This is a genomic window from Tritonibacter sp. SIMBA_163 (genome assembly GCF_046535935.1).
In the GTDB taxonomy this organism is placed as follows: domain Bacteria; phylum Pseudomonadota; class Alphaproteobacteria; order Rhodobacterales; family Rhodobacteraceae; genus Epibacterium; species Epibacterium scottomollicae.
Genome location: NZ_JAWJBP010000019.1, coordinates 24225 through 38656, shown reverse-complemented (window position 1 = coordinate 38656; position 14432 = coordinate 24225). Strand labels below are relative to the sequence as shown.

Sequence of the window (14432 nt, the reverse complement as noted above, 5' to 3'; positions counted from 1 at the left end):
ACCAGCCGGTGCTCTGGCCTTCGGCGGGAACGTGTTTTTTCGCTGTGGTCAATGCGTCGCGGCAAGCGCCTGATCAAAACCCTGCAGCGAAATCGGGAATTCCAGATCCTGCTCGGCCTGAATGCGGAAGACAAGCGTCGCAGGGGAGGTCGATGCACGCAACGCGTCAAGCTCGGCTTCGCTCAGAGATGTGGTTGCCGCGCAAACCTGTTGGCATCGCGTATAGGCCAAATCAATGTCCAACCCGCCTTCGAGGCGCAGTTTTGGGGCCGCTTGCAACCAGACACCGGCAGGAAGTTGAGCGAGCAAGTGGGTTTTATCGGTTTCCTGAGGGGTTCCCACGACGAGGCGTGCGATAAATTGTTTGTTTTCCTGCTGCTGAAGCGACTGCGTGATTTCGCAAAGGGGCGCCGGACCCGTTTCCGCTTTTTGGCAGCGCAATGTCCAATCCCGATAGACCGAAGTCGTCATATCCGGGCCATCGTTGCTGGCGTCCGATGCCGCGACGTCCTGCGCGGCCGCAGGAGCTGCCAACGCCATCACAAGCGCCAGACTGGGAAGTGTTTTATGTAAAATATTCATGGCGAATCCTGTCGGTCTATATGAATTGGCCTCCTCCATTTGCACGGAAGGACCTCTGACTTCACTTACAAAGTTGTGGGCAGCTCTGCATCCTAAAATTGAATTGGACGCAGCCCCAAGAACACATATTTTGCAGGTGTTGACTGCGCAAGACCCCGCCACAACGCCGATTGGCAGAGCTTTTTTCCCGCGGCGCGCTCTTGCGCAGGAACGCAGCGCCTCTTGCGTCCCCTTGAGCCAGCTTCTATTTCTGATCGTGGATTGAGGCATGCGTGCCAAAAGTAATTTTGCCATGGAGGACATTCGGATGGAGCCAGGGCAGCTGTCGGAAAAGACCCGCCCGCCCGTTCGGCGCCTGCGGTATGAAAGTCCGTCAGAGTTGTATCAAAACGATCTGTATTTGGCGCGGCTGACCCGGCTTCGTCCACTCGATGAGGAATCAGGGCTGGCCTTTCTACACCGGTTGCGCGGGTCTACGACGCCTGAAGATGCCGTTGCCTTCGCGGCCTTTGCTGCAGTCCCCCAGGTTGCAATCTGGTGGGCCTATGAAGTGCTGCGGTTGACGCTCGTAGATGCTGATGCAACAACGCGCGCCATGCTTGGTCTTTCGGCTGACTGGATCCGCTCGCCTGACAACGCCAACCGCTATCGGGCCATGCAAGCGGCGTTGTACGCCCCGGTACGTGGCCCGGCTGTCTACCTGGGGCTTGCGGTTGGATGGTCCGGAGGGCCGATCGCCCCAAACGACCCGGCCCCGGTTGCCCCGCATCGTATGCCGCAAGCGCTCAATACAGCGGTTCTGTCGGCGCTTGCGATCCATGACCTGAATGCGCGCCCCATGTTGCTTGCGCGGACAATTGATCTGGCTGCACGCCTCTTCGTGCCGGAATGAATGGCGGGCTGTCTTTTAATGACTGGGATGAAGCGAATTAACTCATGCATCTGATGTTGCGCATCGAAAACACGGATCGCCTGGAAAATGGCGGGCCGATCTCGCTGTTGCTTGATGGGCGTGAGTTCACCGTGGGGCGGCGCAGCACGATGGATTGGATGCTGCCGGATCCGGCGCTGCATATTTCAGGCCATCATTTCACGGTGCGTCCTGACCAGGGGCGCTACTGGTTGATCGACATGTCAACGAACGGGACCTATCTACAGGGTGTTCCGCATCGTTTGTCCGCGCCGCACCCGTTGCAGCCGGGAGAGCGAATTCTGGTTGGCCCCTATGTGATTGTTGTCGAGGGCGCGGCGCACAACGCTCCATCCGCTGGTGCACAACCCAGTCCAGTTCCTGTCGAAGACGAAGAGGATGACCCTTGGGGATTTTCTGCGCTTGGCGGGGTGGCACCTGCCGTACCAAATGCGAGCCCGCCAGCATATCAATCGAATGTCGCGCCACCTTTGGATGGCTTTGTCGCGATGCCAGATCCCGCGCCTGCGCCGCTCCCGCCACAATTCGTGACGGATGTGCCCGCGCCTGCGCCAGTGGACTGGCCAAACCTGACGCCTGAGGCGGCGCCGCAGGATCAGTTGCCTACTGGCGCCAACGCGATACCGCCTCTGCCCATTCCAGGAGGCGGAGCCGACACCGGACAGCCCGTCCCGACCAGCAGCGCAATGCCTGCCGAGCCGCGCCCCTTTGCCCCAGAAGCGCCGCCTGCGCGGGAGACGGAGGACGGGCAGGGGGTGGCGGTCTTGCGCGCCTTTTGCGAGGGGGCGGGGCTTGACCCTGAAAATGTGTCGGATGTGGATCCTGTGGCACTCGCACGGATGCTGGGGGAAAGCAGCCGGGTCAATGCTGACCTGGTCATGGCGATCTTGCGCGAACGTTCGCATATGAAACAGTTCACGCGGGCGGGTGAGCGCACGATGCGAAACGCCGATGGGAACAACCCCTTGAAATTCATGCAGGATACAAGCTCTGCGTTGGAGGCCATGTATTTGAAGCCCCGAGACGGATTCCAGACCGGGGCAGATGGCTTCGAAGCCGCGCTGCGGGATATCCAGCAGCATCAGCAGGCGATCTTTGCCGCGCTCCAGCCTGCGCTCGCGGCGGTGCTGGAAGGGCTATCGCCCGAAGAGATCGAAGAGCAACTGCCGACCGGAAAACTGATGCCCGGATCCAAACGCGGCCGCGCCTGGGAGGCCTATGTCGCCCTTTGGGACGCCCGCGTGGCCCGTGGCGACAACGGAATGCTCAGCGTCTTTCTGGAGGCCTTTGCACGGGCCTATCAGCAGGCACATGGCGATGATGAGAACAGCGCAACCTGATTAGGACAAGACGGTACGATGATAGTTGATGATATTCTGATCCCAATCAGCGCGGATGCCCCCTGCGGCCCCGATCTCGATGCGAGTTGGGACGACACCTACGGCGAATATTACTTTGATGCCGAAGGGCGTTTGCCCGAGCGTTATTTTACGCCCGGCACGGAACTTCCGGGCAGCGAACAACAGCCTGACAAGGTATTTGACCCCGTCGCAGATGTGAATCTCCAGGCCGAGATCACTCAGATCGATTCGCTTTTGTCGCGGTCGAGGGATCTCCGCCTTCTGGTGCTGCGCGCAAAATGGCAGGCGCTCGCCGGCGAGATCGGTGATCTGGCCGATACTTTCGAAATGATTGCTGGGTGTCTGGAAGTTTTTGGCCCGGATTTGCACCCACAAATTGAAAGTGCCGCACGCGAGCGGCGCGAGGCGATCACTGACTTGGCTTCGCAGATGGCCTTGCTGCAACCGCTGACCTTTTTGCCGCTGAGCGCTTCGGGAGATGTCAGCCTGCGCCGGATCAAGGTTGCCGAGGGGCACCTAAAGCCGCTTCAAAAGGAGCAGGATCTAGAGGCGGACACGCTCTACGGGCTTTTGCGTGATCCTGCCAACGGGGCGCGGATTTCATTCGTACTCGAGGCGATTGGTCGCATTCAGGCGGCGCTTGACCGTATCCATGTCGCGTCGCAGCGCAGCACTGGGGGGCAGACCCCAAAGCTTGATCCCCTGAACGATGTGCTGACCGAAATGATCGCCGCCGTGAAGAAGGCGAGGCCCGATCTTGTCAAGGACGCCCCCCACGGCGGCGGGGCAGCTGGAGGCGCGGCAGACCCCTCGGCGACAGCGCCATCGGAAGCGGGCGCGCCCATCATGCCTGCTGCCGTAAATGCCCCCAAGGTGGAAAGCCATGACCACGCGCGCGCATTGTTGGAGCAAGTAGAGCATTACTACCGGCGCGAGGAGCCGTCTTCGGCAGCGCTGTTGCTTGTTACTCAGGCCCGGCTCTTGATCGGTAAAACTCTGGTCGAGGCGATCACAACGCTTCTGCCGGGGCGCGCAGCAGAGGCAAAGATCGATTTTGGACCCGCCAGCGGCTTTGTCATTGACTACAATCGGCTGGAAACTCTCAGCACCACGCAGCCGACTGATCCAACACGGGACTCACGATCCCGCCCGCCTAAAGTTTCACCCATTCCAAGTGGGCAAGAAGCCGCCGATGTGCTTTTGGGTGTAGAGGCGTATTTTCGCCATGCCGAGAAATCCAGCCCGGTGCCGCTTTTGCTTTCGCGGGCAAGGCGTTATGTCGATCAGGAGTTCGAATCCATATTAACAGATCTCCTGGGCGGTGCCGAGAAGAGCGCGCCATGAAAAAATTCGGGAAATTTCACTGAATGTTCCCCTCGCGTGCACGGTCATGAATTGACATATCCCGTGTGAAAGCGTTGCTTCTATAGGCGAATGAAGATTTATCAGGAGTTGATTTTCCATGGCATCAGATTCGGGATCCGGGTTCATCAAGCGAAATCGCCCGCCACGCGTGCAGATCCAATATGAAGATCCATATGACAGCGAGAAAATGGTCGAGTTGCCGTTTGTCGCAGGTGTGATGTCTGATCTCTCAGGCAATAATCCGGGTGTTGAGAAACCGGAAGTCGAGGACCGGACGTTCAGTGATGTCACGAGCGCAACACTTGACAAGTATATGGCCTCGGTTCAACCTGGCACGACCTTTATGGTTGCAAACAAACTCGACGACAGTTCCGATGCGCGAATTGGGGTCGATCTTCAACTTCGGTCTATGGACGATCTCGAACCGGCTGCGATTGCCCGCCAAGTGCCTGCGTTGCGCAAGCTTTTGGAGGCGCGCGAGCAGCTGGCGAACTTGCAGCGCTACATGAGCACCAAGCCCAAAGCGCAAGAACATATTAAACGCCTGCTTGAGGATCCAGAGCTGCTTGCTGCTCTGGCAGATCGCGCTGAGCGTGTATCTGAAAATAGCGATGAAGAGTAAGAGGCGATTGAACCCATGAATGATCAAGCGCAAACTCAGACAGATCAAGCTCCGGCGGGGCTCGATGAATTATCTGAATTTTCCGATATCCTGAAGCAGACAATCAAACCACGCAGCGATGTTGCCGCCAAAGAGGTGGACAGTGCCGTGGGGGCGCTCGCGCGTGAAGCTCTCATTTCTCAGGATCTTGTCTCTGAAGACGTAATTGATACGCTTGATGCGATGATTGCAAAGCTTGATGAAAAGCTCAGCGATCAGGTCAATGAAATCATGCATGCTGACGAGTTTCAGAAACTTGAGGCGAGCTGGCGCGGATTGGCGCATACCGTCAATAATTCCGAAACCGACGCATCGCTTCAGGTGAAAGTTCTCAATATTTCGAAATCGGAATTGCAGGCGATGATGCGTCGCTATTCCGGTGCGAAATGGGACAAGTCGCCCCTGTTCAATATCGTTTACGAGCAAAATCTCGGTACGCTGGGCGGAAAGCCATTTGGCGTTCTGATTGGCGATTATTATTTTGACCATTCCTCACCTGACGTGAATCTGCTTAAGGGAATGGGGAAAATATCCGAAGCGGCTCTGGCGCCTTTCATTTCGGGCACATCTCCGGAACTTCTGGGTCTCGACAGCTGGAATGAAATCTCAATTCCGCCAGATCTGTCGGAAATTTTCGAAACGCCGGAATACGCGCAGTGGAATAGCCTGCGTGACAGTGAGACCTCTCGGTTTGTTGGTCTGGTGGCGCCGCGCGTTTTGGCCCGTGAACCTTATGGCCCGAATTCCAATTCGGTTGTCGAAGAATTCAACTTCGTTGAAGAGACCGACGGCCATGATGGCCAGAAATACGCATGGATGAACGCGGCCCACGCGATGGCAACCAACGTCAACCGCGCCTTCAAGGAGCATGGCTGGACGGTGCGCATTCGTGGTGTCACGTCCGGCGGCGAAGTGGCCAACCTGCCAACCCATCTCTTTGATACCGGAGACGGGATGAAAGACATGAAGTGCCCCACCGAGGTGTCGGTTACCGACCGCCGCGAAGGGGAGTTGTCAAAGGCCGGGCTTATGGGGCTCATCCATCGTCAACATACGGATAAAGCGGCATTTATCGGTGCTCAATCGCTCTATCGGCCAAAGAAATACGTCGATGATCAGGCGACTCAGTCGGATAATCTTTCGTCGCGCATTCCCTACATCTTTGCCGTGTCGCGCTTCAGTCATTATTTGAAAGTAATGGTTCGCGACAAGATTGGGCAAAGCCCGGATCGGCAACAGCTGCAAAAGCAGTTGCAAACCTGGATCAACAAATACGTTGCCGGGAACGCCGAAAGCGCGAGCGAAATGGAAAAAGCCCGTAAACCTTTGGCTGCCGCTAGAGTTGAGATTGTTGAAGATGAACTCAACCCTGGATATTATCAGGGTAAGTTCTACCTTCAACCTCATTTCCAGTTGGAAGGTGTGGATATTGGTATGTCACTGGTGTCTCGTTTGCCGACTGGTAAGTAACCTCCTTGCGTAAAGCAGGAGGAGTATTAAAGCGCTGAAAATCAGGAGACCGCGCGATGGCAATTGATTGCTTTTTGAAACTTGAAAACAACATCCGGGGTGAATCCCATGATGATAAACACAAAGATTGGATTGATGTCCTTTCTTGGAACTGGGGGCTGAGCCAATCCGGCACGACCCATCAGGGCCATGGTGGTGGCGGCGGTAAGGTAGATGTTCAAGACATCACCATCACCAAGTATGTTGATGCGGCCACGCACGACCTCGTCAAGCGCTGCTGCTCGGGTGAGCACATCACCGGCGGTCAGCTTGTGGTCCGTAAATCGGGTGGCGTTGCACCTGTCGATTACCTGAAAATCGACATCAAAGACGTCATGATCTCCAGCTATACCACGGGCGGCATGAAAGACGGTCTCGACCGTGTTCAGGAAACCCTGACCCTGAACTTCCGCGCGTTCCAAGTGACGTACACGCTGCAGGAAGAAGATGGTGGCGCCGGTCCCGAGAGCTCCGCTGGCTGGGAAATCGCTGAAAACATCGAATGGTCTGCGTGACCTCGGTCTTTTTTCCAGAATGAAATTTTACCGAAGCCGGTTCCCGGCTTCGGTATTCACATGATGTGGTCGCGTCGATGTGCGCGTCCCCAATTCAGCATATTGACCAGAAGAGAATGATGGCGAGCAGGACCCCGGCAAATGGCGCATCCGAGCTTCAGCACGCTAACGCCCATGACCGTGCGAAGGTGTCGATATTCCAGGTCTTTCGCTCTTCGTTCGAAGAACACGATGCGCGGCGCCGCAACTTTTCCGATCCAAACGACGAAGTGGCGATTACGAGGCGTTCGCGCCCGCGCCGCGAAGGCGTGACCGCCGACCAGCTCCGTGCTCATCTTGCCATTGATCTCGATGCGCTTTTGAACACGATCCGCCTTGATGCGGTGTGTGATCTCTCGGACGCGCCACATGTGGCGGGATCTGTCGTCAACTACGGGTTTCGTGATCTTTCAAGCGTCTCGCTGACGCAGCTCCAACGACAAGATCTCATCTCCTCTATCCAAAAAAGCCTGCTGCGCCACGAACCGCGCATCGTCCCGGAAACACTACATGTCAGCGTGCTGGAGGCTGAGGCCGATAGCCATCGTCGCATCAAGATCGCAGTTGAGGCCGAGATCGCCGGGGATCCGGTTGATGTCCCCGTTGATTTCGACGCTGAGGTTGATTTCGGTGCGGGCAAGATGCGCATGTCAACGCTGAGGGTGAACGCATGAAACGCGCCTTCCGCGATAGCTACAATCGCGAGCTTGCTTTGCTCAGAGAGCGCACGGCGGAATTCGCGGCGGACTACCCCGGGCTCGCCGACCGTCTGGGCGGGCTTTTGGCCGACAACCTCGATCCTGCAGTCGCCGGCCTTCTGGAGGGCACCGCCTTTATGGCGGCGCGCGTCCAGCTCAAAATTGATGAGGAATTCTCGACCTTTACCGAGGCGTTGATTGATCAACTCCTGCCGCAGGCCCTGGCACCTATCCCGTCGGTCATGCTCGCGCAGGCGGAGATACCAGATGATACCGACGCAATTGTCGACGGTTTGGCGATCCCGCGGGGGGCCTATATGGACGCGCGCTTTCGAGATGCAGACAAGAGGATTTCTTGCCGCTTTTCGCTTGCCGGTCCGCTTACGATCTGGCCGCTTGAGTTGACGGGACTGCAATATTTTGCCGCGCCGGGACCTTTGGGGGCGCTTGGTCAGGATGTGGCCCCGGGCACGCGCGCAGGGCTGGCGGTGGATTTTGCGCGCGTCGGCCCGTCGGGCAAGATGGATGGCGCGCGCATCCGTGACCTTGCTCTGGACCGGCTGGATATCCATCTGACCGGGCCAATGGCAGAGGCGACCGCGCTCTATGAACAACTCGTTGCGGGCACCACTCGCATTTCCTTGCGTTGGTTGTCGCCGCAAGGGGACCCCGTTTTTGTTCATCTGCCCCCGTCAGCATTGACGCAAGGCGGGTTTGACAGGGACGAGCGGCTCTTGCCCAATCATACGCGGCTGTTTGACGGTTACGCGTTGCTGCGGGAGTTTTTCATTTTTCCACGCAAGTTTCTGGCGGTACGGCTTGAAGGGCTGCAACGCTACATCAAGGCGATGCCCGGCTCGGAGTTCCAGGTTGTGTTTGAGTTCGCGCAGGCGGACGAGACCCTCGCAACGCGTCTGGGCCCGGACCACATGGCCTTGCGCTGCGTGCCTGCGATCAATCTGTTTGAGGAAAGTGCCGCGACCGTGCGTGTCGATCACAAGCATTCCGAGTTCGTGGTGATGCCCAATTCGACACCGGTCACCCACTATGAGATCCATGATATTCTGGATGTGCAGGCGCATTTTTCCTCGCTTCAGACTCGGGCTGAAGTCCGTCCACTCTATGCGCTTGCCAAGGATGGCCCGGATCCGCGCCAGAGCTATTTTTACACGGCAAGACATCGGCTACGGCGCATGAGTGCGCGCGAACGCCGGTACGGCGTGCCGCGCTCGCAATATCGCGGAACGGAGACCTATCTTTCGCTGTATGAGCCGCCCGGAGGGGAAGAGATCCAGCGGCTGCACCTCCGTACGCTGGCGTCAAATCGCCACTTGCCAGAACAGCTGCCGCTTTCCGAAGACAGGAATGATTTCTACCTCAACGACGATCAGGGTATTGGCTTTGCGGTGCGGGTGGCTCCGACGCCCCCTCGCTATCCGATGGGCCAAAACACGGCCGCCGTTGGCCCGCGTGGGCAGGAGGGGCACGCCTATTGGAGATTGATCTCTTATCTGTCGCTCAATCAGCTCGGGCTTGAAGGACGCGGCGGCGACAACTCCGCCGGTGCGCTGCGCGAGATGTTGTCGTTGTTTGCGGATCACAGCGATTCAACGGCCCGCGCAGCCGTTGGGGGGCTGATCGGCGTCCGAAGCCGTCCGATCACCCGCACGATCGAGATGGCAGATGGCTTTCACGCGGCGCGCGGGCTGGAAGTGACGTTGACGTTTAACGAGGAGGACTATGAAAGCTCAGGCGTGATCGTCATCGGCGCGGTCCTAGATCGGTTCCTGTCCGAATATGCGGCCGTAAACAGCTTTACGCAGGTGGTGATCGAAACCCGCCAGCGCGGCCATATCAAGACCTGGCCAGCACGAACGGGGCAGGGACCCCTGTTATGACTGTCGAGACGGCTGATCGCTCACCCCCGAAGGCCTCCGCGGAGCCGGGCTGGTCTGACATCCGCGAGCGGGAAGCCGCAGCGGCGCAAGGGCATGGGTTTCTTGCGCTTTTGCGCCGCATTGAACGTGAGGCGCCAGACGGGAGCCCGCGCATCGGACGTAATGCTCGGCTCGCGCAATCACTGGTGCGGCTCGGGCAGGATCCGTTCCTCTCCTTTCCGCTGCAAGATCTGGCGCGGGTGGGCCTGCGGAAAACCACAGGCGCGGGGTCGATCCCCTCGGTGCGTGCGCAGTTTATGGGGTTCTTCGGGGCATTTGGGGCGCTTCCGCTCAGTTGGACCGAAGAGGTCGCCCGGTGGTTTGAGAGTGGAGATGACAGCTTCACCGCCTTTGCAGATATTTTTGCAGCGCGCTTTCAAGAGCTGTTCTTTCGCGTCTGGTCGAATGCGCGCCCGATAACGCAGTTTGACCATAAGGATGACCGATTTAGCGTCTGGTTGCAGGCCTTTAGCGGCACTGGCACCCCGGAGGGGGCCAAGACCAGCGACGTGCCTGCGCTCACCCGGGCGTGGCTTGCGCCGCTGTCGGCGGGGCGGGTCAAGAGCCCGGTCAAACTCCGGCAGATGCTGGAGCTTTGCTTTGGCGCAGGTATTGGCGTTCAAATCGAGGAAATGGTGCCGACCTGGCTACGCCTGGAGGACGGCGCGCAAACCCGGATGGGATTGGGCTGTTCGCGCTTGGGCGCGGATATTCATCTGGGCGCGCAAGTGCGTACGATCACGTCGAAGATCTGCATTCACCTGCATCTGCCGGACATGGAACAGTATCATCGTTTCTTGCCAGGGGCGGAGGGCCACCAGGAACTGTCGGATCTCTGTCTTTGGTATCTTGGCCGGACATTTGAAGTCGATGTGGCGCTTTGGTTGCCAGAGCCAAAGCTGGCACCCGCCGTGCTGGGCGAGACAACGCAGCTTGGTTGGATGGCCTGTATCGCCCCCGATGCGGAGAAGCGGGGGCAGATGGTGCGGGGCTGCCGCTTCGCGCTTTTATCCGATGACGACGACGACATGATGCAAACACCGCGCCCACACTGAATACGACGTTTAACCGAAAGCCTTTTTTATGACCGAGATCACAATTGAGTCCTACGCTGGAAAGATGAATCGCCTTGGCTATGAGGCGTTCTTGCAAGGCATGCGTCACGCCCGTTCCGAAGGCCATCGCCATGTTGATTTGGCGCATTGGTTGTTTGCGCTGCTGTCGGAGCAGAAAAGTGATGTCTCGCTTACTCTGACGGCGCTTGATCTTGATCGCGGGCGCGTTCTCAAGGATCTCGATCAGGTCGTGAGTGGGATGGATCGCAATGTCACCACCATTCCCGGGATTTCGGAATATCTTGCCGATGCGCTTAATCACGCCTGGACCTATGCAACGCTGTTTTATGGCGAAGCGCAGATCCGCACTGGCCATGTGTTGACGGCCTTGGTGTCGGACGCGGGGTTGCGTCGGCAACTATGCGCCCTTTCGGCGGTTTTCGGAAAAATCAGCGCCGATCAGCTTGCACAGGATGCCCGTACCCTCTGGGCCGGGTCCGATGAGGACGATATGCGCCCGATGGATGGCGCAGGGCTTGGTGCGGCGCGCGACAGCACGGCCCCCGGCGCAACAGGTCAAACCGCGCTTGGCCGTTTCGCTCAGGATCTGACCGCAGAGGCAAAGTCCGGGCGGCTCGACCCGGTTGTCGGTCGGGATGAGGAAATCCGCCAGATCATTGATACGCTTTTGCGGCGGCGTCAGAACAACCCGATTCTGACCGGCGAGGCAGGGGTTGGCAAAACCGCTGTGGTGGAAGGGTTTGCGCAGGCGCTTGCGGCGGGAGACGTGCCGCCCGCGCTTGAGGGAACCGTGCTCTATATGCTTGATATCCAGGCGATGCAGGCAGGTGCGTCGATGAAGGGTGAGTTCGAACAGCGCCTCAAATCGGTGATTGACGAGGTTCAATCCTCCCCGGACCCGATCATCCTCTTCATTGACGAGGCCCATACGCTCATCGGTGCGGGCGGTCAGGCCGGGACGGGCGACGCCGCAAATCTGCTGAAACCTGCCTTGGCGCGGGGCACATTGCGTACGATCGCTGCAACCACTTGGTCCGAATATCGTCAGTACTTCGAAAAAGATCCCGCGTTGACGCGGCGTTTCCAGCCGGTCAGCGTCGAGGAGCCTGATGTTGCGACCTGTTGCACCATGTTGCGCGGGATCCTTGGGCCGATGCAAAGCCATCACACTGTGCGTATCTCCGACGAGGCACTTGTCGCGGCGGTCGAGCTGTCTCAACGCTATATCCCGTCGCGTCAGCTGCCTGACAAGGCGGTGTCGCTTCTGGATACGGCCTGCGCGCGGGTGGCGGTATCGCAATCCTCTCTCCCGGCGCGCATTGCCAATCTTGAGGCGAAGATCGCCGCGCTGACGACCGAGATTGCCGCCAAAGTGGCCTCGGGCGATCTCGGCGAAGACGCGGAAGCACGCATCCAGGAAGCCACGGCGGAGCAGGAGGCCGCCGAGGCCGAACGCGTCGCGTTGCAAAGTGAATATGAGGTTCAAAAAGGGCTGGTCGATCAGATCATAGACTTGCGCGCATCACTGGCATCGGAAAACGCGGAAGACGACGATGAAATCTCGCGCGCCGAGCTGCGCGAGACCATGCTCACCAAGCTCGCCACGCTTGAAAAGGGCGAAACCGAAAACCGGATGGTCTTTGCACATGTCGATGCGCAGACCGTAGCGCAGGTGGTGTCCGATTGGACGGGCATTCCGACCGGGCGCATGGTGCGGGATCAGCTCGAGGCGGTGCTGGGTCTCTCTGACGCTCTTGCAGAGCGGGTCATTGGCCAGGACCACGCGTTGTCTGCGATTGCGCGGCGGATCGAAACTGCGCGGGCCGGGCTGGCGAATCCCGACAAACCGCTGGGTGTCTTTATGCTCGCCGGTCCCTCTGGCGTGGGCAAGACCGAGACGGCGCTTGCGCTCGCAGAGGTGCTCTATGGCGGTACTCAGAATATGATCACCATCAACATGTCTGAGTTTCAGGAAGCCCATACGGTCAGCCTGCTGAAGGGCGCGCCCCCGGGATACGTGGGCTACGGCGAGGGCGGCCGGCTGACCGAAGCTGTGCGGCGCAAGCCCTATTCGGTCGTGTTACTGGACGAGATCGAAAAGGCACACCCGGATGTGCACGAGCTGTTTTTCCAAGTGTTTGACAAGGGCGTCATGGAGGACGGCAACGGGCGTGAGATCAATTTCCGCAACACGCTCATTCTGATGACATCAAACGTCGGCACCGACGTCATCATGGATATGGCGGATCAGGGCAGGCAGGTGCCGGATCTTGACGAGGTTACGCATGCGCTGCGGCCGTTCCAGCTTGACGTCTTCCCGCCCGCTCTTCTGGGACGGATCGTGACCATCCCCTACCTGCCGCTGGCCGCGGATGTGCTCGGTGGCATTGCAAAGCTGAAACTCGGTGCGGTGGCCACACGTATCGCGTCGGCCCATGATGCGGGGCTGACCTATGATGAAGCGGTGATCGATCATATTGTCTCGCAATGTCACGATCCGGATTCTGGTGGGCGCATGATCGACAATATTATCACCAACACAATTCTACCCCGCCTTTCACGAGAGATCCTCGCACGCATGGTCGCAGGCGACCAGTTTTCACGCGTACGCATCGGGGTCGAGGAACGTAATTTCACCTATTGGTTTGACGAGGCCGAACAATGAGAAAGCAATTTACAGACGATTCCGGGCAACGTTGGAGTTATGATGAGGGCGCCGCGCTGCGGCTGATCGGTCATTACGCCCGTCTCAAGGCGATGAACGAGACAACCCGCGTGGTGACCACGCGCGAGAGCCTGATACAAAAGCTATATCTGGCAAACGAGCTGGCGCAGGTCGACACCGACGTGAACCGGATGTTGCAACGCAAAGCTGAGGTCGAAGCCGTCACAGGCCGGCGTTTTGCCACGCTGATGCTCGGTGCTGCCGATGACGCGCAGTCCTACCTTTTTGGCCTGCGTCGTGATGTCAATCGGCTGATGACGGCCAACCAATCGGTCTATCGCCGCGCACAGGATATCAATCAGGCTGCGATCGACCATGCGGAAACCGCGATCAAGATCACCAAGGGCGTGCGTGATGGATCCATCTTGACGCTGGGTGTCATTGCCACGGTTTCGACCGGTGGCCTGACGCTCGCCGTGGCTTCGGGGACCGGCGTTGGGCTTCAGGCGACAGCGACCTATCAGGACACCGGGTCGGTTAGCAAAGCCGCCGTCAAAGGCGCCCTGTTCATGCTGCCCCTTGGCACCAAACAGATCTCGCTCGCGGCCGGCGCTGCTGGCGCAAGCACCACCGTCACAACCGCAATGAGCCTTGCCATCGACACCGGAGCTGAGACGTTTGAAGGGGTCTATGTGAATGATGCCGATCTCGACAAAGCCTTTGGCGCGGCATTGACCAATCAGCTGATGGGTTTCGGGATCGGCAATGTCGCAGCGGCCAATACACGCTGGATGGGGCAACGGTTGCGCGGTGCGATCCGCATCGTCGATAGTCACGGGCAGCAGATGTCAAACCGCGCCTGGCCGTTGATCTCGCAAATGGGCGGCAAGCTTGTGGGGGAAAGCCTCAAAGTCTCTCCGGCGTCGGAACGTGCAAATGCCATGGCTGCCGGTGGGGTGAGAATGGCGGGCCGCGGGATGGAAAATGACAGTCCCGTCGGTTCTTTGCGCAGCCCGCGTGACGAAGCCGAGGCCTATATCATGCGGCACGTGTTGAGCCGGATCTGAAAGGCGCGCAGCTGAAGATCTAGGAT

General features: G+C 58.7%; 12 protein-coding genes. 11 read left to right on the top strand and 1 reads right to left on the bottom strand.

Going from position 1 to position 14432, the window contains the following annotated elements; all coding sequences use genetic code 11:
• Nucleotides 1-48 precede the first annotated feature (48 nt).
• Nucleotides 49-582 carry an invasion associated locus B family protein gene (locus R0J92_RS18460; RefSeq protein ID WP_411052687.1) on the bottom strand — a complete coding sequence of 178 codons (534 nt, stop codon included), beginning with the start codon at nucleotides 580-582 and terminating at the stop codon, nucleotides 49-51.
• 268 nt (nucleotides 583-850) lie between these two features.
• Between R0J92_RS18460 and R0J92_RS18455 the strand changes: the two genes are divergently transcribed.
• From R0J92_RS18455 to R0J92_RS18405, 11 genes are all read left to right on the top strand, one after another.
• Nucleotides 851-1474, top strand: coding sequence for a DUF6931 family protein (locus R0J92_RS18455; RefSeq protein ID WP_243395038.1), 624 nt, complete (start codon nucleotides 851-853; stop codon nucleotides 1472-1474).
• Between the two features lie 44 nt (nucleotides 1475-1518).
• Nucleotides 1519-2853: a type VI secretion system-associated FHA domain protein TagH gene (gene tagH, locus R0J92_RS18450; protein WP_411052686.1), complete on the top strand. Its 1335-nt coding sequence runs from the start codon at nucleotides 1519-1521 to the stop codon at nucleotides 2851-2853.
• Nucleotides 2854-2871: 18 nt separating this feature from the next.
• On the top strand, nucleotides 2872-4218 hold the full coding sequence (locus R0J92_RS18445) for an ImpA family type VI secretion system protein (RefSeq protein WP_411052685.1): 1347 nt from the start codon (nucleotides 2872-2874) through the stop codon (nucleotides 4216-4218).
• A 118-nt stretch (nucleotides 4219-4336) separates the two neighbouring features.
• Nucleotides 4337-4861: a type VI secretion system contractile sheath small subunit gene (gene tssB, locus R0J92_RS18440; protein ID WP_106164641.1), complete on the top strand. Its 525-nt coding sequence runs from the start codon at nucleotides 4337-4339 to the stop codon at nucleotides 4859-4861.
• 15 nt (nucleotides 4862-4876) lie between these two features.
• The gene (tssC, locus tag R0J92_RS18435; RefSeq protein WP_317384050.1) at nucleotides 4877-6370 is read left to right on the top strand and encodes a type VI secretion system contractile sheath large subunit; all 1494 of its coding nucleotides are present in this window, start codon (nucleotides 4877-4879) and stop codon (nucleotides 6368-6370) included.
• Nucleotides 6371-6426: 56 nt separating this feature from the next.
• Nucleotides 6427-6924 (top strand): Hcp family type VI secretion system effector, encoded by a 498-nt coding sequence (locus R0J92_RS18430; protein WP_106164639.1) that lies wholly within the window; start codon nucleotides 6427-6429, stop codon nucleotides 6922-6924.
• A 65-nt stretch (nucleotides 6925-6989) separates the two neighbouring features.
• A complete protein-coding gene (gene tssE, locus R0J92_RS18425) occupies nucleotides 6990-7637 on the top strand; it encodes a type VI secretion system baseplate subunit TssE (RefSeq protein ID WP_411052684.1) in 648 nt (215 codons plus the stop codon).
• Complete coding sequence (gene tssF, locus R0J92_RS18420; RefSeq protein ID WP_411052683.1) at nucleotides 7634-9559, top strand: type VI secretion system baseplate subunit TssF; 1926 nt, start codon at nucleotides 7634-7636, stop codon at nucleotides 9557-9559. Before tssE ends, tssF begins: the two co-directional genes overlap by 4 nt.
• A complete protein-coding gene (tssG, locus tag R0J92_RS18415; protein WP_411052682.1) occupies nucleotides 9556-10653 on the top strand; it encodes a type VI secretion system baseplate subunit TssG in 1098 nt (365 codons plus the stop codon). Before tssF ends, tssG begins: the two co-directional genes overlap by 4 nt.
• 28 nt (nucleotides 10654-10681) lie before the next feature.
• A complete protein-coding gene (tssH, locus tag R0J92_RS18410) occupies nucleotides 10682-13339 on the top strand; it encodes a type VI secretion system ATPase TssH (RefSeq protein ID WP_411052681.1) in 2658 nt (885 codons plus the stop codon).
• Nucleotides 13336-14406, top strand: a complete 1071-nt coding sequence (locus R0J92_RS18405) for a hypothetical protein (RefSeq protein WP_411052680.1) — start codon at nucleotides 13336-13338, stop codon at nucleotides 14404-14406. The genes tssH and R0J92_RS18405 overlap by 4 nt, the downstream gene beginning before the upstream one ends.
• Nucleotides 14407-14432 lie beyond the last annotated feature (26 nt).

Bases quoted from the DNA above. Each gene is read 5' to 3' on its own strand.
- tssF (WP_411052683.1), top strand. From the start codon at position 7,634: ATGAAACGCGCCTTCCGCGATAGCTACAATCGCGAGCTTGCTTTGCTC.
- tssH (WP_411052681.1), top strand. From the start codon at position 10,682: ATGACCGAGATCACAATTGAGTCCTACGCTGGAAAGATGAATCGCCTT.
- R0J92_RS18445 (WP_411052685.1), top strand. From the start codon at position 2,872: ATGATAGTTGATGATATTCTGATCCCAATCAGCGCGGATGCCCCCTGC.
- tagH (WP_411052686.1), top strand. From the start codon at position 1,519: ATGCATCTGATGTTGCGCATCGAAAACACGGATCGCCTGGAAAATGGC.
- tssC (WP_317384050.1), top strand. From the start codon at position 4,877: ATGAATGATCAAGCGCAAACTCAGACAGATCAAGCTCCGGCGGGGCTC.
- R0J92_RS18430 (WP_106164639.1), top strand. From the start codon at position 6,427: ATGGCAATTGATTGCTTTTTGAAACTTGAAAACAACATCCGGGGTGAA.
- R0J92_RS18455 (WP_243395038.1), top strand. From the start codon at position 851: ATGCGTGCCAAAAGTAATTTTGCCATGGAGGACATTCGGATGGAGCCA.
- R0J92_RS18405 (WP_411052680.1), top strand. From the start codon at position 13,336: ATGAGAAAGCAATTTACAGACGATTCCGGGCAACGTTGGAGTTATGAT.
- R0J92_RS18460 (WP_411052687.1), bottom strand. From the start codon at position 582: ATGAATATTTTACATAAAACACTTCCCAGTCTGGCGCTTGTGATGGCG.
- tssB (WP_106164641.1), top strand. From the start codon at position 4,337: ATGGCATCAGATTCGGGATCCGGGTTCATCAAGCGAAATCGCCCGCCA.
- tssG (WP_411052682.1), top strand. From the start codon at position 9,556: ATGACTGTCGAGACGGCTGATCGCTCACCCCCGAAGGCCTCCGCGGAG.